This window comes from Micromonospora sp. TSRI0369, assembly GCF_001905625.1.
GTDB classification, from domain to species: domain Bacteria; phylum Actinomycetota; class Actinomycetes; order Mycobacteriales; family Micromonosporaceae; genus Micromonospora; species Micromonospora echinospora_A.
Map to the genome: position 1 here is coordinate 60,318 of NZ_LIVU01000007.1, position 25,296 is coordinate 85,613.

A 25,296-nucleotide genomic window follows, 5' to 3' on the forward strand; every position below is an offset into this window, starting at 1 on the left:
GCGACGCACGCGGAAGGCGTACGCCGCCTAGGTAATCGGCCCGATCGCGATGTGCATGCCCACGGCGGGAGTGTGGCATGTCCCTGCGCCGCCCGGGAGGCTCCGGCGGCAAGCCGTCCGGCACGTGAGACAGGGCCCTGACCTGCGGATCGACGATCGTGGTGGGGCTCGCGCCGGGCGGCGCCGGGTTACCGGCCGGTACGCATGCACTTAAGGATCGTTCAGGATCTCGCTCTACACTCGGGCTTGGGACGACGACTTGAGAAGGAGCTCCGCGCATGGACGCTGACGAGATCGCCGCCGGTCGGGCCCGCTGGCAGGCCCGCTACGACGCCGCCCGCAAGCGCGACGCGGACTTCACCACGCTGTCCGGCATGAGCGTCGACCCGGTCTACGGCCCGCCGGAGGGCACGGCGTACCCGGGCTTCGACCGGATCGGCTGGCCGGGCGAGTTCCCGTACACCCGGGGCCTGCACCCGACCGGCTACCGCGGGCGGACCTGGACCATCCGGCAGTTCGCCGGCTTCGGCAACGCCCGGCAGACCAACGAGCGGTACAAGATGATCCTCGGCGCCGGTGGCGGCGGGCTCTCCGTCGCCTTCGACATGCCGACGCTGATGGGCCGCGACTCGGACGACCCGCAGTCGCTCGGCGAGGTCGGGCACTGCGGCGTCGCCGTCGACTCGGCCGCCGACATGGAGGTGCTGTTCGACGGCATCGACCTGGCCGGCGTGACCACCTCGATGACCATCTCCGGGCCGGCCGTACCGGTCTTCTGCATGTACCTGGTCGCCGCCGAACGGCAGGGCGCCGATCTGTCCACGCTGGACGGAACGCTCCAGACGGACATCTTCAAGGAGTACATCGCGCAGAAGGAGTGGCTGTTCGACCCCGAGCCGCACCTGCGCCTCATCGGCGACCTGATGGAGTACTGCGCCCGGGAGATCCCGCGGTACAAGCCGCTGTCGGTCTCCGGCTACCACATCCGCGAGGCCGGCTCGACCGCCGCGCAGGAGCTGGCGTACACGCTGGCCGACGGATTCGGGTACGTCGAGCTGGGCCTGTCGCGCGGGCTGGACGTGAACACGTTCGCCCCGGGCCTGAGCTTCTTCTTCGACTCCCATGTGGACTTCTTCGAGGAGATCGCCAAGTTCCGCGCCGCCCGCCGCATCTGGGCCCGCTGGCTGCGCGACGTCTACGGCGCCACCAGCGAGAAGGCCCAGTGGCTGCGGTTCCACACGCAGACCGCCGGGGTGTCGCTCACCGCGCAGCAGCCGGTCAACAACGTGGTGCGTACCGCCGTGGAGGCCCTGGCCGCGGTGCTCGGCGGCACCAACTCGCTGCACACGAACGCCCTCGACGAGACGCTCGCCCTGCCCACCGACGAGTCGGCCGAGATCGCCCTGCGTACCCAGCAGGTGCTGATGGAGGAGACCGGCGTGACGAACGTGGCCGACCCGCTCGGCGGCGCCTGGTACGTCGAGGCGCTCACCGACCGGATCGAGGCCGAGGCGGAGGAGATCTTCGCCCGGATCAAGCAGCTCGGCGGCGAGGGCCCGCACACCATCGGCCCGATGACCTCCGGCATCCTGCGCGGCATCGAGGACGGCTGGTTCACCGGGCACATCGCCGAGTCCGCGTTCGTCTACCAGCAGGCGCTGGAGAAGGGCGACAAGAAGATCGTCGGCGTCAACTGCCACACCGGCACCGTGTCCAAGGACCTGGAGATCCTGCGCATCTCGCACGAGGTTGAACTGGAGCAGCGCCGGGTGCTCGCCGAGCGCAAGTCCGCCCGCGACGACGCCGCCGTCACCGCCGCCGTGGCGCGGATGGTCGAGGCCGCCCGCAGCGGCGAGAACATGATCCCCGCCATGCTCGACGCGGCCCGCGCCGAGGCCACCCTGGGCGAGATCTGCGACGCCCTCCGCACCGAGTGGGGCGTCTACCGAGAGCCCGCCCGCTTCTGACCCCCGCTTTGTAAGGAAGGGCCCCTTGTTAACAGCAGCTGTTAACAAGGGGCCCTTCCTCTACCGCAGGCGTTAACAAGGGGCCCTTCCTTACGGGCGGGCTGAGCTGGGGGAGAGTGGTGACTGTCGCCGTCGCGGCTGGTCGGAGATCCGTGGGGTACGTGCGAGACTAGACAACCATGAGCGACCCACGGATCACCTCGTCGATCTTCACCCGCGGCGCGGTCGACCTCAGCGCGCTGCGCACCCCCGCACCTGCCGACACCTCCACCGCCACACCGTCTCCGGGCGGCACACCCGCCGGGCTGCCGGGCAGCCCCGCCGGCTCCGCCGCCGTGATCGACGTGACCGAGGCGAACATCCAGTCCGAGGTGCTCGAACGCTCGCTCACCACACCGGTTGTGGTCTTCTTCGGCGCCGCCGGCTACCCGGAGAGCGACCAGTTCGCCCCGGTGCTGGAGAAGCTGGCCGCCGAGGGCGGCGGAGCGTGGCTGCTGGCCCGGGTCGACGTGCAGCAGCAGCCGCGGCTCGCACAGATGTTCCAGCTCCAGGCGCTGCCCACCACGTACGCCATCGTCGGCGGCCGCCCGATCGACGCCTTCCCCGGCCCGGTGCCGGAGTCGCAGTTGCGACAGTGGCTCCAGGCCGTGCTCAAGGCCGGTGGCGTCACGGTGGCCGAGCCGGAGGACCCGCGTCTCGACGCCGCCGACGACGCGCTGATGAGCGGCGACCTCGACGCCGCCGAGGCGGCGTACCGGAAGATCCTGGCCGAGTCCCCGGCCGACGCGGCGGCGGAGGCGGGCCTGGCGCAGGTCGGGCTGGCCCGCCGGGTCTCCGGCGCGGACCCGCAGGCGGCGCTGGACGCCGCGGCGGCCGCCCCGGACGACGTGGACGCCCAGCTGCTGGCCGCCGACATCGAGGTGCTCAGCGGCCTCGCCGACCAGGCGTACAAGCGGCTCGTCGGCCTGGTGCGGCGCACCGCCGGGGACGACCGGGACCGGGTACGCCAGCACCTGCTCGGCCTGTTCACCATCGCCGGCCCGGACGACCCCGCCGTGGCGTCCGCCCGTCGCGCCCTGGCCAGCGCGCTGTTCTGAGTCAACCCGCGCGGGCCGGCGCACCGCCGGCCCGCCCGACCTCCGAGGACGGGAGCCCATGATGCGCCGGATCGCCGTCCTCGACGCGCCGACGAACCTCGGATTGCGCCCGCCCACCGCCAGCTCCGTGCCCGGATGCGGCAAGGCGCCGGGCGCGCTGCGCGACCACGGCCTGCTCGCCCGGCTGCGCGCCCGCGACGCCGGCTGCCTGACCCCGCCCCGGTACGACCCGGGGGACTGGCGGCCCGGCGACGGCGTCTGCCACGCGCCGGAGATCTCCGCGTACTCGCTGGCGCTCGCCGACCGGATCGGCGCGATCATCGACCGGGGCGAGTTCCCGCTGGTGCTCGGCGGGGACTGCTCGGTGCTGCTCGGCTCCGGGCTGGCCATGCACCGTCTCGGCGAGGCGGTCGGCGGGCGGATCGGCCTGGTCTTCGTCGACGGCCACTCCGACTTCCGGCACCCCGGCAACGCCTCCTACGTCGGCGCGGCCGCCGGGGAGGATCTGGCGCTGGTCACCGGGCGGGGGCAGCCCGATCTGGCCGCCATCGAGGGGCGGCGGCCCTACTTCCGGGACATCGACGTGGTGGTGCTCGGCATCCGCGCGCAGGACGAGTACCGCCTCGACCTGCAGGCCGCCGGCATCACCACCCGGCCGGTGCCGGCGCTGCGCGCCGAGGGCGCCGCCCGTACCGCTCAGTGGGCGCACGAGCAGCTCGTCGACTGCGCCGGCTACTGGGTGCACATCGATGTCGACGTGCTCGACCCGGCGGTGATGCCCGCCGTGGACGCGCCCGACCCCGGTGGCATCGCCTTCGCCGAGCTGGAGATCCTGCTGGCCGGGCTGGTCGACACCCCGCACTGCCTCGGCGTCGAGCTGACCGTCTTCGACCCCGACTACGACCAGGACGGGGCGTACGCGGCCGAGATCGTCAACACGGTGGTGGCCGGGCTCGCCCCGGTCGTCGCGCCGGGAGCGGTGCCGCCCCGGCTGCTGCCGGCCGGGCCGGTCGCGCCCGCGCCCAGGGCCGCCGAAAGCCGGCCGGCGCCCGAGCCGCTGCCCGCCCCGGCAGCGGTGCCGGCCCCGGCGGTGGCGGTGGAGCCGATCGGCCCCGACCCGACCTCCGACGGCGCCGTCGACGACCTCGGCACCGACCCGCTGGGGCCCGGCCTGCTGCGCCGGGCGCCCGCCGGAGACGAGCCGGACCCGGCCCGCTCCGGCATCGACATCGCCTGACCGGTACGCCTCAGCTCGCGGCCAGGCCGCGCAGGAACTTCTCGGCGATCGGCGCCGCCACCTTGGAGCCCGCCCCGCCCTGCTCGACGAAGACGGCGAAGGCCACGTCACCCTGCCACCCGACGAACCAGGCGTGCGTGTTCGCCGGGTTGTTGTCGTACTCCGCGGTGCCGGTCTTGCCGTGCACCGGCTCGCCCGGCACGTCCGCCAGCGCGCTGCCGCTGCCCGAGGTGACCACCCCGCGCATCATCGACTTCAGCGCCGCCACCGACTCCGGCTTGAGCGCCTCGCCGGCCGGCGCGGCCTTGGCCGGCGCCGGGTCGAGCAGCAGCTTGGGCTGCTCGAACTTGCCCCGGGCCACGGCTGCGGTGGCGCTCGCCATGGCCAGCGGGCTCACCAGCGTGGTGCCCTGGCCGATCGCGGCGGCGGCCTGCTCGGTGGCCGAGCCGTTGGCGGAGACCTTGCCGGTGAACGCGTCCGCGCCGAGATCCCACGCGGCCTCCAGGCCGAGCGTGCGGCCGGCCTGCGCCAGCCCGTCCGGGCCGAGCTTCGGCGCCAGCGCCACGAACGCGGTGTTGCAGGACTTGGCGAAGTCGGTGGCGAACGGCACCGCGCCCAGCTCGAAATTGTCCGAGTTCTTGAAGCTGCGGCCCTCGACCGTCGCCGTCTTCGGGCAGTTCACAGTGGTCTGCGGGGTGACCGCGCCCCGGTCGAGCAGGCCGAGCGCGCTGACCATCTTGAATGTCGAGCCGGGCGGAACCTGGGCGGTGAAGGCGAGGTTCTCGCCGGCCGCCCCGGGACCGTTCGCGGCGGCCAGCACGGCGCCGTCGCTGATCCGCAGCGCCACCAGCGCGGAGCGGCGGGTCTGCCCACGCAGCGCGGCGTCGGCCGCGTTCTGGGTGGCCACGTCGATGGTGGTCTTCACCGGCTGACCGGGCTTCGGGTCGTTGCGGAACAGCTCCGTGCCGGTCGGCTCCACCTTGCCCTCCGGCGTGGTCCGCTCGGTGATCACGGTGACGCCGGTGACGCCGCGCAGCCGCTCGTCGTACCGCCCCTGGAGGCCGCCGTGGCCGACCAGGTCGCCGCGCGCGTACCGCTCGGGGTGGGCCTGGAGGTCGTCGGCGGTGGCCTGGTCGACCGAGCCGAGCAGCGCCCGGGCGAACTCGCGGGTCGGCGCCAGCAGGAGCTGCTCCGAGGTGAACCGGGTGCCGGGCAGCTCGTAGATGCGCGGCTTGATCTGGCGGTACGCCTCGTCGCGCAGCGTCACCACATCGACGCGCGCGTCCGGTTTGGCCTCCTTGAGCCGCTTGGGCAGGTCGCCGAGGTCGACCGGCGGGCTGAGCGTGGGGCGGATCGCCTTGAACGCGGTGTCCAGCTTCCGGATCAGGCCCGGGACGTCGTCGATCTCGCCGGGGACGACCTGGACCCGGACCACCGGGCGCGGCGCGACGATCGGCTGGCCGGCGGCGTCCAGCACACCGGCGCGCTGCGCGGGCTCCCGCCGCAGCGCGATCCGGTCGCCGTCCTCCAGCTTCTCGTGCACCACAGCCGGTTCCCAGATCACCTGCCACTGGTCGTCGCCGCCGCGCTTGAGGCGTACCGGATTCTCGTAGGCCCAGCGGGCGCCGCCGGGCAGCGCCCAGCTCACCTTGACCCGGGCGGTGGCGACGTCGCCCTTGGTGGTGATCTCGCCGGTGCGGGTCAGCTCCGGCGGGTTGGCGGCCAGCTCACCGGCGAGCGCCTGGAGCTGCTTGGCCACCTCGCCGGCCGGCACCCGCCCGCCGGTCGGCTGGATGAAGCCGACGGCCTGCAGGTCGCCGGAGCGCCAGCCGCCGAGGAACGCCTCGACGGCCGTTTCCGGGCCGTCGTCCCCGGAGCATCCGGTCAGCGCGCCCGCTGTGACCAGGACGGCGGCCAGCCCTGCGAGGAGGCGACGGCGGGTGTGGCGACGGGGGCGGACGGGGTACGACACGGGCATGAAGCAGTCCCTCCGGTGCTCAACTGCCCTGCACGCTAGTACGGCCCGGCGCTCGCCACCGCCCCGCCACGGCCTCCGGCAGCGCGGAAAGCCCTCTGTGGCAGTGTGATGAACATCGCCAGTCGGGGTACTCCGCGGGCGGCCGACCACGGACCCGCAACGGGTGAAAGGACAGAGTCCCGATCCGGACGTCCGGCCAGTGGTCCGCCGCGGGAGGTACCGCGCGGTAGGGCCTAGGCTGGGCGGCAGAGTGACCCACAGTGCGGTGGGTCGAGGGGAGTGGCACCGATGGACCGGCGTCCGGCGATCAAACCGGGACCCGACCTCCGGCAGGCTGACACCGGCCGGGACGACGACGACAGCTTCGATTCGGCGACCGACGGGGACGGTTTCAGCCGTCTCGACACAGGAGTGACCGGGATGACCGGTTCCAGCATCGACACCCTCTACGACCTGGGCCTGCCGACGCAGGCGCTGGGTGACGAGTCGGAGGACGCCGAGCTGGACGAGCCCGTTCCCAACGCGGAGCGGCTGGTCGCCCAGGCGGTCGCGCTCGCCGGCGACGACCACGACGCGGCGACACTCGTCGACCGCTTCTGGCGGTTCGCGCCGGACGAGGAGCTGATCGGCTTCACCGCCGAGGAGATGCTGGAGGCGGCGCGGGCGCACCGGGACCTAGCCCAGCAGCGGGTACCGGGCGAGCTGAAGCTGCGCATCCACGAGCCGGACGCCGAGCAGCACCACACGGTCGTCGAGATCGTCACGGACGACATGCCGTTCCTGGTCGACTCGGTGACCGCCCTGCTGAACTCCCGTCACCTCGACGTGCACCTGCTGGTGCACCCGCTGGTCGTGGTGCGGCGCGAGCCGCTCGGCCGGCTCACCGAGGTCTCCGCGGACGTGGAGCCGGACGACGCCATCGCCGGTGACCTGGTCGAGAGCTGGATGCGGATCGAGATCGACCCGATCCGTGACCCGGCCGAGCGGGAGGCGCTGCGCCGCGAGTTGCAGCGGGTGCTCACCGACGTGCGCGAGGCGGTCGAGGACTGGCCCAAGATGCGGCAGCGGGCGCTCGCCCTCGCCGACGAGCTGGCCGCCGCCCGGACGTCGGACAATCGCCCGCCGGTGCCGGAGAAGGACATCACCGACTCGGTGGAGCTGCTGCGCTGGCTCGCGCACGACCACTTCACGTTCCTCGGCTACCGGGAGTACCGGCTGGTCGACACCGACGGCGCGCGCGGCGGCGGGCAGGCCCTGGAGGCGGTGCTCGGCACCGGGCTGGGCATTCTGCGCTCCGACTCGCCGGAGGCCCGGTCGCTGAACTCGATGACGCCCGAGGCGCACGAGAAGGTGCTGGAGAAGCGCCTGCTCATCATCACCAAGGCCAACTCGCGTGCCACTGTGCACCGGTCGGCCTACCTTGACTACATCGGCTTCAAGATCTTCAACGAGGCCGGTGAGGTGGTCGGGGAGCGGCGTTTCCTCGGCCTGTTCTCCACCGCCGCGTACCGGACCAGCGTGCAGGAGCTGCCGGTGGTCCGGCGCAAGGTCGCCGAGGTGCTGGACCGCTCGGGCCTGAGCCTGCGCAGCCACTCCGGCAAGGACCTGTTGCAGATCCTGGAGACGTATCCGCGCGACGAGCTGTTCCAGATCAAGACCGACGACCTGTACCACGCGGTGATCGGCGTGCTGCGGATGGCGGGCCGCCGGCAACTGCGGGTGTTCCTGCGCCGCGACGCGTACGGGCGGTTCATCTCGTGCCTGATCTACCTGCCGCGGGACCGGTTCACCACGCAGAACCGGCTGCGTATGCAGGACATCCTGCTGCGCGAGCTGAACGGCGTCGGCGTCGACTACACCACGCGGGTGACCGAGTCGATGCTGGCCCGGGTGCACTTCATCGTGCGTACCGACCCGAACAACCCGCCCGGTGACATCGACGCCGACCTGCTCGCCGAGGAGCTGGCCGACGCGACCCGCCTCTGGGACGACGACTACCGGCTGGTGCTGGAGCGCAAGCTCGGCGACGAGCAGGCCAAGCACCTGTTCAGCCGGTACGCCGACGCGTTCCCGGAGGGCTACAAGGACGGGCACACGCCGTACGAGGCGATGAAGGACCTGGCGAAGCTGGAGCTGCTGGAGGAGCCCGGCCAGCTGGAGATGCACCTGTTCCGCAAGCAGGCGCCGCCGCGTCCGTACGCGGGCCGCGCCGCCGACGCCGACGAGGCGATGGACGTGCGGTTCAAGGTCTACCGGTACGGCGAGCCGATGATGCTCTCCGCCGTGCTGCCGGTGCTGCACTCGCTCGGCGTGAAGGTGGTCGACGAGCACCCGTACGAGGTGGAGCGCGTCGACGGCCGGATCTGGCTCTACGACTTCGGCCTGGAGCTGCCCGAGCGGCACCAGGACCTGGCCGAGGTGCGCCCGCACGTGGAGAACGCCTTCGCCGCCGCCTGGCGGGGTGAGGCCGAGGTGGACGGCTTCAACGAGCTGGTGCTGCGCGCCGGGCTCACGTGGCGGCAGGTCGTCGTGCTGCGCGCGTACGCGAAGTACCTGCGGCAGGCCGGCACCGTGTTCTCCCAGGAGTACATGGAGCAGACGTTCATCGCGTACCCGCAGATCGCGGAACTGCTGGTGAAGCTGTTCGAGACCCGGTTCGCCCCGGGCGCCACCACGCTGGACGAGCGCCGGCAGCGCAGCGCCGAGCTGGTCGACGCGATCGGCGAGGCGCTGGACGAGGTGGCCAGCCTCGACCAGGACCGCATCCTGCGGGCGTACCTGACGCTGATCCAGGCCACGCTGCGCACCAGCTTCTACCAGAAGCCGGTGGGCGGGCGGCCCAAGCCGTACGTGGCGTTCAAGCTGGACCCGCAGGCCATCCCGGACCTGCCCGCGCCGCGGCCCAAGTTCGAGATCTTCGTCTACTCGCCCCGGTTCGAGGGCGTGCACCTGCGCTACGGGCCGGTGGCCCGCGGCGGCCTGCGCTGGTCCGACCGGCGCGAGGACTTCCGGACCGAGGTGCTCGGCCTGGTCAAGGCGCAGATGGTGAAGAACGCGGTGATCGTGCCGGTCGGCGCCAAGGGCGGCTTCGTGCTCAAGCAGAAGCCGGGCGACCGGGACGAGGCGGTGGCCTGCTACAAGGAGTTCATCTCCGCGCTGCTGGACGTCACCGACAACATCGTCAGCGGCGAGATCGTGCCGCCCGAGGACGTGGTCCGGCACGACGGCGACGACCCGTACATGGTGGTGGCCGCCGACAAGGGCACCGCGACGTTCTCCGACATCGCCAACGAGATCTCCGAGGCGCACAGCTTCTGGCTGGGCGACGCGTTCGCCTCCGGCGGCTCGGCCGGCTACGACCACAAGAAGATGGGCATCACCGCCCGGGGCGCCTGGGAGTCGGTCAAGCGGCACTTCCGGGAGCTGGGGCACGACACCCAGACGCAGGACTTCACTGTGGTCGGCGTCGGCGACATGTCCGGCGACGTGTTCGGCAACGGGATGCTGCTGTCGAAGCACATCCGGCTGGTGGCCGCGTTCGACCACCGGCACATCTTCCTCGACCCGGAGCCGGACTCGGCCCGGTCGTGGGAGGAGCGCAAGCGGCTGTTCGACATGCCGCGCTCGTCGTGGGAGGACTACGACAGCGAGCTGATCTCCGAAGGCGGCGGCGTCCACCCGCGTACCGCCAAGTCGGTGCCGATCACACCGCAGGTCCGCGCGGTGCTCGGCCTCGACGAGGACGTCACGCAGCTCAGCCCGCAGGAGCTGATGAAGGCGATCCTCACCGCGCCGGTCGACCTGTTCTGGAACGGCGGCATCGGCACCTACGTCAAGGCGTCCAGCCAGACCAACGCCGAGGTCGGCGACAAGTCCAACGACGCCATCCGGGTGGACGGCAAGAGCCTGCGCTGCCGGGTGGTCGGCGAGGGCGGCAACCTGGGCTTCACCCAGCAGGGCCGGATCGAGTACGCAGCGACCGGCGGCCGCATCTACACCGACTTCATCGACAACGCGGCCGGGGTGGACTGCTCCGACCACGAGGTCAACATCAAGATCCTGCTCAACACGGCGGTGGCCGACGGGGAGCTGGACCGGCCGGAGCGCGACGATCTGCTGGCCCGGATGACCGACGAGGTCGCCGAACTGGTGCTGCGGGACAACTACGACCAGGCGCGGGCGCTCAACAACGCCCAGGCCCAGGCAGCCTCGCTGCTCCCCGTGCACCGGCGGATGATCAACGACCTGGAGCGGTCCGGCGCGCTGAACCGGGCGCTGGAGGCGCTGCCGTCGGACGAGGAACTGGCGGTCCGCACCGAGACCGGGCTGACCCCGCCGGAGTTCGCGGTGGTGCTGGCGTACGTCAAGATCGTGCTGGAGCGCGAGATCGTCGGCGAGGGCCTGGCGGACGAGGAGTGGACGACCGACATCCTGGTCAACTACTTCCCGACGCCGCTGCGGCAGCGTTTCGCCGACCGGATGGGCCGGCACCGGCTGCGCCGGGACATCGTCACCACGGTCCTGGTCAACGAGGCCATCAACCGGGGCGGCATCTCGTTCGTGTTCCGGGTGGTCGAGGAGACGGCCGCCTCGGCGGCGGACGTGCTCCGGGCGTACGTGGTGGTCCGCGAGGTGTTCGGCCTGCGTGACCTCTGGGACGCGGTCGAGGCGCTGGACAACAAGGTCTCGCCCGAGTTGCAGACCGCCGTCTACCTGGACACCCGGCGGCTGCTCGACCGCGCGGTGCGCTGGCTGGTCACCAACCGCCGGTCGCCGATCGACGTGCCGGCGGAGATCGCCCGGCTGCGCGACGGTGTGGCCCGGCTCCTGCCGGACCTGGAACACCGGTTCTGGGGCACCGAGCGGGAGGCCATCGCGGCGCACATCGAGTCGCTCGTCGACCGAGGGCTGCCGCGTGACCTGGCCGAGCAGGCGACCCGCCTGATGTACAGCTTCGGCCTGCTCGACATCGTCGAGACGGCGCAGGCGACCGGGCGGGACGTGGGCGAGGTGGCCTCGGTCTACTTCGTGCTCTCCGACCGGTTCCGGGTGGACGCGCTGCTGTCGAAGATCTCCCTGCTGCCGCGCGAGGACCGGTGGCAGACGCTGGCCCGGATGGCGCTGCGCTACGACCTGTACGCCGCGCTGGCCGCGCTCACCGCCGAGGTGCTCGGCTCCACCCCGGACGACGTGCCACCGGTGGAGCGGGTGCAGGAATGGGAGCAGGCGAACGCCACCTCGATCCACCGGGCGCACCGGGCGATGGGTGAGTTCGACGAGTCCCGCGCCGACCTGTCCGCGCTGTCGGTGCTGCTGCGCCAGATCCGTACCCTGGTCCGGACCTCGGCGGCGGCCTGACCGTTCAACCGAGCGTGGCCCGGTGGTCGGGGAACCGACCACCGGGCCACGGCCGTCTCCGCCCTCACCCGGTCCTCGGGGCGTAGACGACGATGTTGTTCAGGTAGCTTCCGGCCGTCCGGTCGAACACCCCGCCGCAGGTCACCACGCGCAGGGCGGGCACGGCCGACGGACCGTAGACCTGCGCGGCGGGAAAGGCGGTCTTCGGGTACGACCCGACCTCGCGCACCGTGAACGTGGCGGCCCTGCCGTCCTGCCGGGTGACCACTATCGTGTCGCCGGGCACCAGCGCGCCGAGGTTGAAGAACACCGCCGGGCCGAGCTGGGCAGAGTCGACGTGGCCCACGATCACCGCGTTGCCGGCCTCGCCCGGGCTGGCGCCGGGGGAGTACCAGCCGGCCTTCATGGCCTGGTCCAGCGGGGGCACCTGGACCGTGCCGTCCGGATTCGTGCCGAGCGACATGATCTCGGCCTGTACCCCGATGCGGGGGATCGAGATGGTCGTCGGCGCGGACCGGGGCAGCGGGGCGGGGCCGGCCGCGGCCGGGGTGCCCGGGCCGGAGGGCGTCGGCCCGTTGCCGCCCGGCACCGGTTGCCCGGCGGAGCCCGGTGCGGGTTGTGCGGCGGTGGCCGGCGCTGATCCGCCTCCGGCGGCCGATGTCTGTTGCCCTTCGGCGCCCGGGACGGCCTGCCCTGTCACGTCGGACGTGGGCTCCCCTCCGGCGTCCGGGTCGGCGTAGGCGCCGTCCGGATCGGTCAGCGGGCCGGTGGCTACCGGACCCGCCTGCCCGAGCGGCTGCGGCGGGGTGGGCGACGACGGGACGGTCCGGACGGACGCGCCGACCAAACCCGCTCCCACCATGGCGAGCAGGACGACGACGGCCGCGCCGACGGCACGCCACGGTCTCCCGTGACGGCCGCCGGCCCGGGTCGTCGTCCGGTCAGACCAGCTCACCGGCCCGCCGCCGACGCAGCAGCACCAGGCCGCCCAGCGCCGCGGCGCCGATCATGCCCGCCCCACCGGTGGCGAGGTTGCGGTCCACACCGGTGCTCGCCATGCCACCGTCACCGCCGTCGACCCCGCCGCGCGGCAGGACCACCAGCTCACCCTCGCCGCAGGAGCCCTTCAGCTCGTACCGGCCCGGCCGGGCGTCGTGCGAGACGGTGGCCTCGCCGTAGTAGACGAAGTCCTTCCCGTGCTCCCAGCCGTCCTTGCCGTAGTCGCCCTTGTCGTCCTTGCCGTAGTCGCGCTCGGCGTCCTTGCCGTAGTCGCCCTTGCCGTAGTCGCTCTTGTCGTCCTGCCAGGCGCCTCCGCTCGCCTGCCAGTCGTCCTTGCCGTCCTGCCAGCCGTCCTTGCCGTCCTGCCAGGAGCTGTGCTCGTCCTTGCCGTCCTTGCCCTTGTCGTCCGGCCGGCCGCCACGGTCGTCCTTGCCGTGCTCGTCCTTGGCGTCCTTGCCGTACCGGTCCTTGCCGTCGGGGCCGTGCGCGTCCCTGGTCCAGTCCGGCGCGCCCGGCTTCTCCTTCTCCCAGCCCGGCTTCTCCTTCTCCCAGCCCGGCTCGGCGTCCTGGCCGTACTCGTCGTGCCCCTGCCAGTCGCCCGGGTCGACGGCCGTGCCGGCGCCCGCGCCACCCGGCTGCGGCTGCCCGCCCGGCTGGCCGGCCGGCGGCTGAGGCTGGTCCGCCGGAGGCTGCGGCATGCCGTCCCCGCCGGGCCCGTCCCCGCCGGGCCCGTTCCCGCCGGGCCCGTTGCCACCGGGGGCGTTCCCGCCCGGGCCGTGTCCGTCCCCGCCCGGCTCACCGCGGCCGTCCGGACCCTTGCCCTGCTCGTCCTTGCCGTCCGGACCCTTGCCCTGCTCGTCCTTGCCGTCCGGGCCCTTGCCGTGCTCGTCCTTGCCGTCCGGGCCCTTGCCGTGCTCGTCCTTGCCGTCCGGGCCCTTGCCGTGCTCGTCCTTGCCGTCCGGGCCCTTGCCGTGCTCGTCCTTGCCGTCCGGGCCCTTGTCGTCCCAGCCCCAGTCCTCGTCGCCGCCCCAGTCGCCGCCGCGGTCGGCCCACTCGCCGTGCCCGCCGTCACGGGCCGGGTGCAGGTCGACCTTGCCGGTCACCTTCGACCAGACCGTGGCGTGCTTCTGCGGCTCTGAGCAGATCGCGAGCAGTTCGACGGTGTCCCCGGCCTTCACCACGTGCGGCTTGGCGATGACCTTGCCCTCGTCGTGCCCGCCCGCGAAGGCCAATCCCGGGGTGAACACGAGAAGGCCGGCGCCGCCGAGGGCAGCGCCCGCGACCACCTTCCCGAGCATCTTCTTAGCCATGACCAGCGTCTCCATCCCTGTTTCGTCCTGAGCCCGACGTCAGTCGAGCTAAGGCCGACGTTAGACCTTTTCGCGACTTATCCGGGGAAAGATTCGCTTTTAGGAGTTTGTCGAGGTCAGGCGCTGTCCGCGCTGTCCCCGACGCCGCGTGCCGATCGGCCCGACTTCGGCGACCCCGTGACGCGGATCCCGCTCGTGCGGTTCCCGTCATCCCCTTTCGCCGTCGCCGTCGCCGTCGCCGTCGCCGTCGCTGGCGCTGGCGCCGCTCCGCCCGTCCCGTCCCGTCCCGTCCCGGACTGTCGGAGGCAGGGCGCGCCTACGTCGGTGGGTGGAACGTCATGGGTGTCATCGGGCCGTTTTGGCACCCATGGCGTTCCACCCACGCCGGGCGGGCCGCCGCCCGGCGTGAGGGTGGGCGCGGCGAGGTGGGGTGTGCCCGCGGGGGCGGTCGCCGGCGAGCCCGGCTGGGCCGGGCGCCGCCGCGCTGGCGCCGGCCGCGGTCCGGCGTCGCCCCGCGGACGGGGGGTTGTAGGTGGATGAGGGCGAGCGCGGCGGGCCGGCGGCGCACCGGTGGATGGGGCGAACGCGGCGGGTCGATGGTGCACGGGTGGGTGGGTTGAGTGCGGCGGGCCGGCTGTGCGGCGGGCCGGCTGGTGAGGCGCGCGGTGCGTGGGGTGAGTGCGGCGGGCCAGATGGTGAGGTGCACGGTGGTGGGGCGAGCGCGGCGGGCCGGCTGTGCGGCGGGCGTGCTGGTGGGGCGCGCCGGCTGGTGGGCGGGGTCCGGGCGGGTGGTGGGCGGCGGCGGTTGATGGGGCGGGTTCGGGGCGAGCGGTAGGGTGGGCCCCGAGGCGCATCGAGGCATTGCCATGGAAGCGCTCCCATGCAAGAATCGCTGCACGCGGTTCGGGGAGCCACACCGCGAGCTCAGGCGTCGAGGGCAGCCGGTTCACCGGCCGACGTCCGGCTCCATCGGCCGGTCCTGCGGACCGGTCGGCACCACCACCCCCAACGCCCGTCCGGGTCGGGCGTCCCCCGAAGTAACCCGTGGCGCGCACGGTCGTTCCCGCAGGGCGACCGCAGCCGCCATTTGCGCCGGGCCGTACGCGGATCCGGTCTCGCCCAAGGAGATCAGTGGCATGAATCTGTGGAGAAGGCTGTCCGGCCGGAACCGGGCGCTCGCGCTGACCAGCGCCGGCGTCCTGGTAGCCGGTGGACTGGTGACCCTCCCGGTCACCGCGGCGCAGGCCGCCACCCAGTGCAGCGTGACCTATACGACCAGCGACTGGCCCGGTGGATTCACCGGCACCGTGACCATCAGGAACATCGGTGACGCGCTCACCTCGTGGAACCTCGGCTTCACCTTTCCGAACAGCTCGCAGCGGGTGGTGAACGGCTGGTCCGCGCGGTGGTCCCAGAGCGGCCAGAACGTCACCGCGCAGAACGAGTCGTACAACGGGGCGCTCGCCAGCGGCGCCAGCACCACCATCGGCTTCAACGGCTCCTGGAGCGGCAGCAACCCCAAGCCGACCCAGTTCACGCTCAACGGCACGGTCTGCAACGGCGGCACGCCGACCACCAGCACCCCGCCGACGAGCACGCCGCCCACCAGCACGCCGCCGACCAGCACGCCGCCCACGAGCACGCCGCCGACGTCGACCCCGCCGACGTCGCAGCCGCCGCCCGGGCAGCGGGTCGACAACCCGTACGCCGGGGTGAAGGGGTACGTGAACCCCGAGTGGAAGGCCAAGGCCGAGTCGGTGTCCGGCGGCAACCGGGTGTCGAACAACCCGACCGCGGTCTGGCTCGACCGGATCGCCGCCATCAACGGCACGCCGGACAGCAGCTCCAACGGCGCGATGGGCGTCCGTGAACACCTGGACGCCGCGCTCGCCCAGGGCGCCGGCTACATCCAGTTCGTCATCTACAACCTGCCCGGCCGCGACTGCTCGGCGCTCGCCTCCAACGGTGAGCTGGGCCCGGACGAGCTGCCCCGCTACAAGTCCGAGTACATCGACCCGATCGCCGCGATCCAGGGCGACACGAAGTACCGGAACCTGCGCATCGTCAACATCATCGAGATCGACTCGCTGCCCAACCTGGTGACCAACACCTCGGGCAACGCGGGCGGCACCGTCATGTGTGACACGGTGAAGGCCAACGGCGCGTACGTGAACGGTGTCGGCTACGCCCTGGCGAAGCTGGGCGCGATCGGCAACGTCTACAACTACATCGACGCCGCCCACCACGGCTGGATCGGCTGGGACAGCAACTTCGGCCCGGTCGCCGACCAGCTCAAGGCCGCCGCCGTGGCGTCCGGCAGCACCGTCGCCAACGTGCAGGGCTTCATCGTCAACACGGCGAACTACTCCGCGTTGAAGGAGCCGTACGTCAAGGTCACCGACTCGGTGAACGGCCAGACGGTCCGGCAGTCCAAGTGGATCGACTGGAACCAGTACGTCGACGAGCTGTCGTTCGCCCAGGCGTTCCGCCAGAAGCTGGTCTCGGTCGGCTTCGACAGCAACATCGGCATGCTGATCGACACCTCCCGCAACGGTTGGGGCGGCTCCGCCCGGCCGACCGGCCCCGGCCCGTCGACCAGCGTGGACGCGTACGTCGACGGCGGCCGGGTCGACCGGCGCTTCCACACCGGCAACTGGTGCAACCAGGCCGGCGCGGGTCTCGGCGAGCGGCCGCGGGCCAACCCGGAGACCGGGATCGACGCCTACGTCTGGGTGAAGCCCCCGGGTGAGTCGGACGGCTCCAGCAAGGAGATCCCGAACAACGAGGGCAAGGGCTTCGACCGGATGTGCGACCCGACGTACACCGGTAACGCCCGCAACGGCAACAACATGTCCGGCGCCCTGCCGGACGCGCCGATCTCCGGCGCGTGGTTCGCGGCTCAGTTCCAGCAGCTGATGCAGAACGCGTACCCGCCGCTCTCCTGAGGCGCTGCCGTACCACCCGCGGCGGCGGGAGTGAGGCACCGCCCGCGCGGGTTCCCCGGGCCCCTGGTCGACGCCCACGTCGGCCAGGGGCCCCCGGGCGTCCGGGTCAGGGAACCGTGCGCTCGATCGCGGCCCGGCCCAGCTCGTGCAGGTCGCGGCGGGCCCGTTCCAGGTTCTCCGGCGTCATGTCCTGGCCCCGGGCCATCACCAGGTCCTCCGGCTCCCAGGGCTGCTCGGCACCGGTACGGATGCCGTCCGGGGCCGCGCCCGTTCCGGTGCCGGTCGCGCCGGTCCCGGCCGCGTACGGGTCACCGATGATGTTCGGCGAACCGGTGTCGGGCACCGCGCCGTCGGGCTCGGTGAAGGTGGGGTTGTCCGGGTCGGTGCCGCCGGCGCGCAACTGGGGCACCGTGCTGTCGTCGTCCACCGCAGCGGCCACCTCGGGGGTCTCCTCGAGCGGCCGCTCGCCACCGCGGTCACGATCGGTCATGCTGCTGCCCTCCTGTCCCTTTCGCCTGATCCCCTGGGCGTACCCGGTGCGGGCCGCGCCATGCGGACGGTCAGGCATCGTCGCGTCGCGGCTCCGGCGTCTCGGTCGGGCGCAGCCGCTGCCAGAGCAGCATCAGCAGACCGAACACCAGCATCGCCGCACCGGCCCACAGGTTGATCCGTAGGCCCTGCGCCTTCTCGATCTCGGCGGACGTGTCGAAGAGCCCCATCAGGCCGACGATCAGCCCGTACGTGACGAACAGGCCGCCGATCACCCGGCGGATGTCGAACAGCCGGGCCGCCGCCGAGCGCTCCTCGCGTGCGTCCTCGGTCTCGTCGACCAGCGGGTCGTGCGCCTCGCCGCCCTGGTAATTGCGGTCCGCGTCGTCTGTCATGGCGTGCGTCCCCTCCTCTAGAAGACCGGGATGTAGAACAGGGCGGCGAGGATCACGGCGACGACGCCGAGCAGCACCGGGGAGCGGTACCAGGCGGCGTCGCCGGCCAGCGAGTCGTCGGCGAGCGTGGTGTCGCTGAGGCCGTACACCAGCCCGGTCAGCTGGTCGTCGGTCTTCGGCCGGGTCAGCGGCGTGACGATCGCGGCCACCACGGCGACGGTGGCGAAGGCCAGGCCCGCGCCCCAGAAGCTCTCCTCCAGGTCCGAGTTGAAGCTGATCACGCCGCCCTTGTAGAGCAGGTAGGTGGCGGTCGCCACGACCGTGCCGGACAGCAGCGACCAGAAGCCGGCCAGCGGGGTCATCCGCCGCCAGAACATGCCGATGATGAAGGTGCCGAAGAGCGGGGCGTTGAAGACCGAGAAGAGCGCCTGGATGTAGTTCATGATGTTGCTGAACCCGGCGGCGATGAACGCGGTGCCGATACCGATCACCACCGCGCCCACGGTGGCGATCCGGCCCACCTTCACGTAGTGCTCGTCCGACTCGTTCCGCCGGAAGTACGCCTGCCAGATGTCGTACGTGAAGACGGTGTTGAACCCGCTGACGTTCGCCGCCATGCCCGCCATGAACGAGGCCACCAGGCCGGTGACCGCGATGCCGAGCACGCCGTTGGGCAGCAGGTCGCGCATGAGCAGCGGGATCGCGTTGTTGTAGACCAGGTCGCCCTCGTCGGCGCCCAGCCCCTTGACGGTGACCAGGGCGATCAGGCCGGGGATCACGGTGACCGCGGGGATGAGCAGCTTCGGGTACGCGGCGATGATCGGCGTACGCCGCGCGGCGCTCATGTTGCGGGCGGACAGGGCGCGCTGCACCTCGGCGAAGTTGGTGGTCCAGTAGCCGAAGGAGAGCACGAAGCCGAGGCCGAACACGATGCCCAGCCAGTGCGCGCCGAGCGGGTTGTCGGTGCTGCCGGTGCCTTCCCAGGCGTGCAGGCCGGCCTCGCCGAGCTTGGAGTCCCGGACGGCGTCCATCAGGCCGCTCACGCCGCCGACCTTGACCAGGCCGATCACCGTGATCGGCACCAGACCGGCGATGATCACGAAGAACTGGAGCACCTCGTTGTAGATCGCGCCGGAGAGGCCGCCGACGGTGATGTACGCCAGCACGATCACCGCGCCGACGACGATCGCGAACCAGAGCGGCCAGCCGAGCAGCGCCTGCATGATCAGGGCCAGCGCGTAGAGGTTCACGCCCGCGATGAGCACCTGCGCGACCGCGAAGCTGATCGCGTTGAGCAGGTGGGTGGGGCGGTTGAAGCGCAGCCGCAGGTATTCGGGGACGCTGCGGACCTTGGAGCCGTAGTAGAACGGCATCATCACGATGCCGAGGAAGACCATCGCCGGCACGGCGCCGATCCAGTAGTAGTGCACCGTCATGATGCCGTACTGGGCGCCGTTGGCGGCCATGCCGATGATCTCCAGCGCGCCCAGGTTCGCCGAGACGAATGCCAGGCCGGTGACCCAGGCGGGAAGCGAGCGGCCGGAGAGGAAGAAGTCCACGCTGGTACGGATCGCGCGCCGGGCGGCGAAACCCACGCCGAGCACCGTGACGAAGTAGAGCCCGAGGATCAGGTAGTCCACCGCGTTCATGTCCAGACGCAGACCGCCGCCACCCATGCCCGTGCTCCCCTCGTGTGCACTGCTGCCCGGACGTACCCCGATTGCGAAGTTTCATGCCTGCTGTTCGGTCCGGGCGCGACTGAGCCCCGGCCGGGTCGCCGGCCGGGGCTCAGTGGGGTTCAGCGGCGGGCCTCAGCGCCCCAGGACGCGGTCCAGGAAGTCGCGGTAGCCGCGCACGGCGACGCGGAGCTGCTCGGTGTCGGTGGAGCCGGACTCCTGCCAGGCGCCGAGCCGGGTGCGCTGCTCGCGCAGGGCGGTGGAGAGCGCCTCGATCGCCTCCTCGACCAGCGACTCGGCCTCGCCGACAGCGGCGCGCGGGTCGTCCACGAAGCGCAGCTGCACGTCGCGCCAGCGGTCCCGGAAGCCCTGCGCCGCCTCCGGCGCGAACAGCGTCGCGGCGTCGGCCGGTACCGTGCCCGGCGTGGGCCGGTCCGCCCCGCCCAGGGTCGTGCCGGCCGCTGCCGCGCCGGCCGCCGCCGCGGTGGCGGTGTCCGGGTCGACGCGGTCGTGGTGCCGGCCGGCGTCCTCGTCGGTCGCGGCGACCGGCTCGGCGTCGGGGTCGACCAGACCCGGCTCGGCGCTGCCGTACCCGACCGCGCCGTCGGCCGCCGCGTCGTCCCGGACGACACCGTCGGCCTTCGCGTCGTCCCGGACGACGTCGTCGGTCACCGCGTCGTCGGCGTCGGAGTGCTCGGCGTCCCAACGGTCCCGGTCGTGCAGGCGGTCCCCGGCCGTCGGGTCGGCCCGCTCGTCGTCCAGCGCGTCGGTCCGGCCCGGCGCGCCGTCACCTGGCACGGCCGTGTCCTCGTCGCGGGCGTCGCGCTCGTCCTGCGGACGGGCGCTGGCCAGCGCCGACGCGGCGACCGCGTCGCCCACCGTGGCCGCGCCGAACGCCGTCGGCAGCGGCGCCGGCTCGTGGAACGGGGGACGCCCGTCGTCGTCGCGCCGATCCTCGGCTCCCGGCTCGCGGCGATCGTCGGCGACGGCCGGGTCGTCGAAGGTGCCCCGGTCGTCGAGCACGTCCTCGGGCACGTCGGCCCGGTCGGCGTCGTGCCGACCGTCGGCGTGGTCGCCCGGCTGCGGCACCGGTACCGGCGCGGACCGGACGGCCTCGGGGTGGTCCTGCGTGACCTGCTGCTCTTCCTGGCGCATGGCGGCGGCCTCCTCAGCGGCTCGTGACGTCGTGGTCGTGGTCGGGGTGGCGCTGCTCCGGCTGCTCCGGCTGCTGCGTGGACGCGGGCACCGGGTCCTCACCGAGCAGGTCGGCGAAGAGGGCCCGGTAGTGCACGAGCGCCTGCCGGAGGTCCTCGGTGCCGGCCTCACCGCGCTCGTTGCGCTGCCGGATCTCGTGGGCGTCGCGGTAGTGGGTGAGGGTGCGGGCGTGCTCGACGGAGAGGTGGGCGATCTGGTCCGAGAAGTCCCCGGTGGGGTATCCGCGCTCGGCGATCAGGCGGCTGACCAGCTCGTCCGCCTCGCCGACGGTCTCGGCGGGCGAGTCGACGAAGCGCACCTGGAGTTCCTCCCAGGCGGCGGCGTAGCGGGCCCGCGACTCCGGGCTCAGCGGGGTCAGCTCCAGTTCGGCGTGCCGGCGCTCGCGCTCACGCAGCTCACGTTCGGCTGCGCTGCGGCTGTCCTGCTCGGCGACGACCCGGTCGTACTCCGGGCCGAAGCGCTCCCGCAGCGCGCGCCGCCGGCTGGCGACCACGGCGACCGCGGCGAGCGCGGCGATGACGAGGACGACGATGACTATGACGACTACCTGGGTGGACGACATGGCTCCTCCTTCGCACGCTGGTATTCCCTCGTGCGGGTGATCGCCAATCCCGTTGCGCGGCACTTTCCGCCCCGGTCGCGAAAAAGGCGCGTTGTCGCGGTCGCCGTCCGGTGCCGGTCCGGTGTCCGACTGAGCCCGTCGTGCCCGTCTCGGACCGTAGCGAGAGCCGAGACGGCCGGTAGTGCATCCGCCCCGGATTACGTATCCTGCCCAAGGCGTCCGGGCCGGGGCCCGGCGTCGTGGCCGGCGAAACGGCGGCCGCTGCCGGCGCCACCGAGCGACACCTTCCCGGGCGAGGTCTGATTGAACACCCGTGACTGGCCGATCCGCGCCAAGCTGACCGCGCTGGTCATCGGCCCGGTGACCGGGCTGCTGGCGTTGTGGATCTTCGCCACCACGCTCACCTTCGGGCCCGCCCTCGACCTGCTCTCCGCCCGTACCCTCCTCTACGACCTCGGCCGTCCCGGCGAGAGCGTGGTGGCGGAGCTGCAGCGGGAGCGGCGGCTGTCGGTGGTCCAGCTCGCCGGCGGCGGCACCCTGCCGGCGCTGGCCGAGCAGCGGGTACGCACCGACGACGCGATAGTCGAGCTGCGCCGCAAGGTCGACGGCAAGGACCTGCGCGACGTCGCCGACGAGCAGCTCGACGCCCGGCTCGACCAGCTGGTCTCGGCGCTGGACGCGCTGCCCGCCGGGCGCGCCTTCATCGACGACCGGAAGGTGGACCGGTCCGGCGCCGTCGGCCTCTACAGCGGAATGATCGGTTCGGCGTTCCAGGCGTTCGGCGCGATGGCCGCGCTGCCCGACGCCCAGCTCAACCGGGAGGCGACAGCGCTCACCGCGCTGGGCCGCTCCCGCGAGCTGCTCGGCCAGGCCGACGCGCTGCTGGCCGGCGCCGTCACCGCCGGCCGGTACGCCGAGGGCGAGCACGAGCAGCTGGTCCGGACCCTGGAGAACCACCGTTTCCTGGCGGAGACGGCGGTGGCCGACCTGCCGGCCGGGGAGCGGAGCTCGTACCAGCGGTTGACCGAGGCCGCCGGGTTCGTGAAGATGCGCGCCTTCCAGGACACCCTGATCCGCTCGCCCGGGCTGCCGGCCCGGTTCGACATGACCGGCTGGGAGGCCAGTCACGCCGAGGTGTGGCAGAGCCTGCGCGACTTCGAGCTGCGCGGCGCGGACGCCCTCGCCGAGCGGTCGGTGCCGATGGCGACGCGGATCCTCGTCCAGCTCGCCGCCGCCGGTGTGCTCGGGCTCGTCGCGATAGTGGTCTGCGTGCTCGTGGCGCTGCGGGTCGGCCGGTCGCTGGCCCGGCGGCTGACCGGCGTACGCGCTGCCGCGACCGAGGTCGCCGAGCACCGGCTGCCCGACGTGGTCGCCCGGCTGCGCCGGGGCGAGGAGGTCGACGTCGCCCGGGAGGCGCCCGAACTGGACCACGGCGGCGACGAGATCGGCCAGGTGGCGCGCGCGTTCAACGAGGTGCGCCGCACCGCGGTGCGCGCCGCGATCGACGAGGTCAGCCTGCGCCGGGGGTTCAACGAGGTGATCCTCAACCTCGCCCGGCGCAGCCAGGGCCTGGTGCACCGGCAGCTGGCGCTGCTGGACCGGCTGGAACGGCGTACCGAGGACCCGGACGAGCTGGCCGGGCTGTTCCAGGTCGACCACCTGGCGACCCGGCTCCGGCGGCACGCCGAGGACCTGGTCATCCTCGCCGGGGCCGCGCCCGGGCGGGGCTGGCGCCGGCCGGTCGCCGCTGTCGACGTGATGCGCGGCGCGATCTCCGAGGTCGAGGCGTACGACCGGGTCGACGTGGGTGAGGTGGCGCCGGCCGGGGTGCTGGGCCGGGCCGTCGGCGACGTGATCCACCTGCTCGCCGAGCTGATCGAGAACGCCACCGCGTACTCACCGCCGGGCACCCGGGTGGACGTCACCGGCCGGACCGTCCCCGGCGGCTACACCATCGAGATCACCGACCGGGGGCTGGGCATGTCCGCGCCGGCCCTGGCCGCGGCCAACCGCAAGCTGGCCGAGCCGCCCGAGTTCGACCCGGCCGACAGCGCCCGGCTGGGGCTGTTCGTGGTGGCGCGCCTGGCCGCACGGCACGGCGTACGGGTGGAGCTGCGCCCGGCCCGTCCGGCCGGGATCGTCGCCGCGGTGTTCGTACCGTCGGACCTGATCACCGACGAGCCGCCGGTGGGCGCGGACGGCCCCGCCGGGCCGGAGCGGCGGCGCCTGGCCAAGGTGACCCGGTTGAGCACGGTGCCGCGTCCCGGGCGTCCGAACCGGCCGGGACGGGACCGGTCGGAGAGCACAGTGGTCCCGTTGCAGTCCGCGCGCGCCTCGACCGTGGAGCCACCCACCGACGGCGACGGCCTGCCGCGCCGGATCCGGCGGCGCGGCGCGTCGGCGCGTCCGCGCGCGGCGGTCGTGGACGCCCCGGCGTACCGCACGCCGGAGGAGGCGCGCCGGGCCATGTCGGCGTTGCAGGCGGGCACCGCGCGGGGACGCCGGGACGGCTCCCGCGCCACCGACCCGGCGGGTGACGCCGATCCGGCCACCACCGAAAAGCCTGACACCGGTACGCCGTCCGCCACGCCGGGGCCGGCCGTGGAGCCCGCCCTGCCGGTGGCGGAGGACCGAACCGCGACTGAGAGGGACGCCTAGTGGTGTACACGACGCGGCAGAACGCCGATCTCGACTGGCTGCTCGACGACCTGGTGGACCGGGTGCCCGCCGCGCGGCGGGCGGTGGTGCTCTCGGCGGACGGGCTCCTGCTCGGCGCCTCCGGCGACCAGGACCGCAGCGAAGCGGAGCACCTGTGCGCGCTGGCGTCCGGCTTCTCCGGGCTGGCCAAGGGCGCCACCCGGCACCTCGGCGGCGGCGCGGTCCGCCAGACCGTGGTGGAGATGGAGTCCGCCTACCTGTTCGTGACCGCCGCCGGGCAGGGCGCCTGCCTGGCGGTGGCGAGCGACGCCGACGCCGACATCGGCCTGGTGGCGTACGAGATGGCGATGCTGGTGATCCGGGTCGGGGAGAACCTGGCCGCGCCGGCCCGCAGCGGCGGGGGGCCGGCCGATGCGCGCTGACTCCCCGGGGCCGCAGCACGAGTGGCTGGACGCCGACGCCGGTCCGGTGGTGCGCCCGTACACGCTCACCGGGGGCCGGGTGCGCCCGCCGGTGGACGGCTTCGACCTGCTGGCCTTCGTGCTCGCCACCCCTGACGCCGATCCGGCCGGCACGCCCGGCCTCCAGCCGGAGCACCGCCGGCTGATCGAACTGGCCCGCCGGCCCAAGGCCGTGGCCGATCTCGCCGCCGACCTGGACCTCGCCGTGGGCGTGGTCCGGGTGCTGCTCGGCGACCTCCTCGCCCATGGCTTCGTCGCGGTGCACCGGCCACCGGCCACCGCGTACCTGCCCGACGACAACATCCTCAAGGCGGTGGTCAGTGGACTCCGTGCGTTATGACCGGGAGCCGGGGGCGCCCCAGATGCCGCTGGCACTGAAGATCCTCATCGCCGGTGGGTTCGGCGCCGGCAAGACGACGCTGGTCAGCGCGTTGAGCGAGGTGCGGCCGCTGCAGACCGAGGAGGTGCTGACCGGCGCCGGGCTCGACACCGACGATGTCTCCGGGGTGGAGCAGAAGTCGACCACCACCGTGGCGATGGACTTCGGCCGGATCACCATCAACGACGACCTCCAGGTCTACCTGTTCGGCACGCCGGGTCAGGACCGGTTCTGGTTCCTCTGGGACGAGCTGGCGTTCGGCGCGCTCGGCGCGGTGGTGCTCGCCGACACCCGGCGGCTGGCCGACTGCTTTCCCTCCATCGACTACTTCGAGCAGCGGGGCATCCCGTTCGTGGTGGGCGTCAACTGCTTCGAGGGCTCCCGCCGGTTCGGCCTGGAGGCGGTACGCGACGCCCTCGACCTGGACCCGGACGTCCCGCTCGTGCTCTGCGACGCGCGGGACCGGCAGTCCGGCAAGCTGGTGCTGATCTCGTTGGTGGAGCACGTGGCGCGGCAGCGCGGCGAGCCGGTGCCGGTGGGCTGAGCCCGCCCGCCGGGAATCCCGTCGGC

17 protein-coding genes are annotated in these 25,296 nt (G+C 72.9%); 9 read left to right on the forward strand and 8 right to left on the reverse strand.

Annotated elements, in window-relative coordinates; all coding sequences use genetic code 11:
• The first annotated feature begins 278 nt into the window (after positions 1-278).
• The 3 genes from AMK25_RS23500 to AMK25_RS23510 all read left to right on the forward strand — a co-directional run bounded on the left by AMK25_RS23500 (position 279) and on the right by AMK25_RS23510 (position 4,301).
• Positions 279-1,967, forward strand: coding sequence for an acyl-CoA mutase large subunit family protein (locus tag AMK25_RS23500; RefSeq protein WP_073830560.1), 1,689 nt, complete (start codon positions 279-281; stop codon positions 1,965-1,967).
• Positions 1,968-2,146: 179 nt separating this feature from the next.
• On the forward strand, positions 2,147-3,064 hold the full coding sequence (locus AMK25_RS23505; RefSeq protein ID WP_073830562.1) for a tetratricopeptide repeat protein: 918 nt from the start codon (positions 2,147-2,149) through the stop codon (positions 3,062-3,064).
• A gap of 58 nt (positions 3,065-3,122) precedes the next feature.
• Positions 3,123-4,301: an arginase family protein gene (locus tag AMK25_RS23510; RefSeq protein ID WP_073830563.1), complete on the forward strand. Its 1,179-nt coding sequence runs from the start codon at positions 3,123-3,125 to the stop codon at positions 4,299-4,301.
• Positions 4,302-4,311: 10 nt separating this feature from the next.
• Here AMK25_RS23510 and AMK25_RS23515 read toward each other — a convergent pair whose 3' ends face one another.
• Positions 4,312-6,279, reverse strand: a complete 1,968-nt coding sequence (locus AMK25_RS23515) for a penicillin-binding transpeptidase domain-containing protein (protein ID WP_073830564.1) — start codon at positions 6,277-6,279, stop codon at positions 4,312-4,314.
• A gap of 288 nt (positions 6,280-6,567) precedes the next feature.
• Between AMK25_RS23515 and AMK25_RS23520 the strand changes: the two genes are divergently transcribed.
• A complete protein-coding gene (locus AMK25_RS23520; RefSeq protein ID WP_073830565.1) occupies positions 6,568-11,637 on the forward strand; it encodes an NAD-glutamate dehydrogenase in 5,070 nt (1,689 codons plus the stop codon).
• 64 nt (positions 11,638-11,701) lie between these two features.
• Here the strand turns inward: AMK25_RS23520 and AMK25_RS23525 are convergent, their stop codons facing one another.
• Together AMK25_RS23525 and AMK25_RS23530 are read right to left on the reverse strand one after the other, a co-directional pair.
• Positions 11,702-12,592: a class F sortase gene (locus tag AMK25_RS23525; RefSeq protein WP_198937658.1), complete on the reverse strand. Its 891-nt coding sequence runs from the start codon at positions 12,590-12,592 to the stop codon at positions 11,702-11,704.
• On the reverse strand, positions 12,579-13,961 hold the full coding sequence (locus AMK25_RS23530; protein ID WP_073830566.1) for a hypothetical protein: 1,383 nt from the start codon (positions 13,959-13,961) through the stop codon (positions 12,579-12,581). The genes AMK25_RS23525 and AMK25_RS23530 overlap by 14 nt, the downstream gene beginning before the upstream one ends.
• A gap of 1,121 nt (positions 13,962-15,082) precedes the next feature.
• Here AMK25_RS23530 and AMK25_RS23535 point away from each other — a divergent pair.
• A complete protein-coding gene (locus AMK25_RS23535; RefSeq protein ID WP_073830567.1) occupies positions 15,083-16,891 on the forward strand; it encodes a glycoside hydrolase family 6 protein in 1,809 nt (602 codons plus the stop codon).
• 106 nt (positions 16,892-16,997) lie between these two features.
• On the opposite strand, the gene AMK25_RS23540 is transcribed toward AMK25_RS23535, so the two are convergent.
• From AMK25_RS23540 to AMK25_RS23560, 5 genes are all read right to left on the reverse strand, one after another.
• Entirely contained in the window at positions 16,998-17,381 is a 384-nt protein-coding gene (locus AMK25_RS23540) for a hypothetical protein (RefSeq protein WP_073830568.1), read from the reverse strand.
• A gap of 70 nt (positions 17,382-17,451) precedes the next feature.
• Complete coding sequence (locus tag AMK25_RS23545) at positions 17,452-17,775, reverse strand: hypothetical protein (protein WP_073830569.1); 324 nt, start codon at positions 17,773-17,775, stop codon at positions 17,452-17,454.
• Positions 17,776-17,792: 17 nt separating this feature from the next.
• Positions 17,793-19,451, reverse strand: a complete 1,659-nt coding sequence (locus tag AMK25_RS23550; RefSeq protein WP_073830570.1) for a sodium:solute symporter family protein — start codon at positions 19,449-19,451, stop codon at positions 17,793-17,795.
• A 135-nt stretch (positions 19,452-19,586) separates the two neighbouring features.
• Positions 19,587-20,606: a hypothetical protein gene (locus AMK25_RS23555; protein ID WP_073830571.1), complete on the reverse strand. Its 1,020-nt coding sequence runs from the start codon at positions 20,604-20,606 to the stop codon at positions 19,587-19,589.
• Between the two features lie 13 nt (positions 20,607-20,619).
• Positions 20,620-21,228: a hypothetical protein gene (locus AMK25_RS23560; protein WP_073830573.1), complete on the reverse strand. Its 609-nt coding sequence runs from the start codon at positions 21,226-21,228 to the stop codon at positions 20,620-20,622.
• 303 nt (positions 21,229-21,531) lie between these two features.
• Here AMK25_RS23560 and AMK25_RS23565 point away from each other — a divergent pair, with 303 nt between their 5' ends.
• From AMK25_RS23565 to AMK25_RS23580, 4 genes are read left to right on the forward strand one after another with little or no spacing between them, the layout of a single operon-like run.
• Positions 21,532-23,886: a sensor histidine kinase gene (locus AMK25_RS23565; protein WP_073830574.1), complete on the forward strand. Its 2,355-nt coding sequence runs from the start codon at positions 21,532-21,534 to the stop codon at positions 23,884-23,886.
• Positions 23,886-24,308, forward strand: a complete 423-nt coding sequence (locus AMK25_RS23570; protein WP_073830575.1) for a roadblock/LC7 domain-containing protein — start codon at positions 23,886-23,888, stop codon at positions 24,306-24,308. Before AMK25_RS23565 ends, AMK25_RS23570 begins: the two co-directional genes overlap by 1 nt.
• The gene (locus AMK25_RS23575; protein ID WP_073830577.1) at positions 24,298-24,687 is read left to right on the forward strand and encodes a DUF742 domain-containing protein; all 390 of its coding nucleotides are present in this window, start codon (positions 24,298-24,300) and stop codon (positions 24,685-24,687) included. The genes AMK25_RS23570 and AMK25_RS23575 overlap by 11 nt, the downstream gene beginning before the upstream one ends.
• Entirely contained in the window at positions 24,668-25,270 is a 603-nt protein-coding gene (locus tag AMK25_RS23580; RefSeq protein ID WP_073830578.1) for a GTP-binding protein, read from the forward strand. Before AMK25_RS23575 ends, AMK25_RS23580 begins: the two co-directional genes overlap by 20 nt.
• The last annotated feature ends 26 nt before the right edge of the window (positions 25,271-25,296 follow it).

Bases quoted from the DNA above. Each gene is read 5' to 3' on its own strand.
- AMK25_RS23500 (WP_073830560.1), top strand. From the start codon at position 279: ATGGACGCTGACGAGATCGCCGCCGGTCGGGCCCGCTGGCAGGCCCGC.
- AMK25_RS23505 (WP_073830562.1), top strand. From the start codon at position 2,147: ATGAGCGACCCACGGATCACCTCGTCGATCTTCACCCGCGGCGCGGTC.
- AMK25_RS23510 (WP_073830563.1), top strand. From the start codon at position 3,123: ATGATGCGCCGGATCGCCGTCCTCGACGCGCCGACGAACCTCGGATTG.
- AMK25_RS23515 (WP_073830564.1), bottom strand. From the start codon at position 6,279: ATGCCCGTGTCGTACCCCGTCCGCCCCCGTCGCCACACCCGCCGTCGC.
- AMK25_RS23520 (WP_073830565.1), top strand. From the start codon at position 6,568: ATGGACCGGCGTCCGGCGATCAAACCGGGACCCGACCTCCGGCAGGCT.
- AMK25_RS23530 (WP_073830566.1), bottom strand. From the start codon at position 13,961: ATGGAGACGCTGGTCATGGCTAAGAAGATGCTCGGGAAGGTGGTCGCG.
- AMK25_RS23535 (WP_073830567.1), top strand. From the start codon at position 15,083: ATGAATCTGTGGAGAAGGCTGTCCGGCCGGAACCGGGCGCTCGCGCTG.
- AMK25_RS23540 (WP_073830568.1), bottom strand. From the start codon at position 17,381: ATGACCGATCGTGACCGCGGTGGCGAGCGGCCGCTCGAGGAGACCCCC.
- AMK25_RS23545 (WP_073830569.1), bottom strand. From the start codon at position 17,775: ATGACAGACGACGCGGACCGCAATTACCAGGGCGGCGAGGCGCACGAC.
- AMK25_RS23550 (WP_073830570.1), bottom strand. From the start codon at position 19,451: ATGGGTGGCGGCGGTCTGCGTCTGGACATGAACGCGGTGGACTACCTG.
- AMK25_RS23555 (WP_073830571.1), bottom strand. From the start codon at position 20,606: ATGCGCCAGGAAGAGCAGCAGGTCACGCAGGACCACCCCGAGGCCGTC.
- AMK25_RS23560 (WP_073830573.1), bottom strand. From the start codon at position 21,228: ATGTCGTCCACCCAGGTAGTCGTCATAGTCATCGTCGTCCTCGTCATC.
- AMK25_RS23575 (WP_073830577.1), top strand. From the start codon at position 24,298: ATGCGCGCTGACTCCCCGGGGCCGCAGCACGAGTGGCTGGACGCCGAC.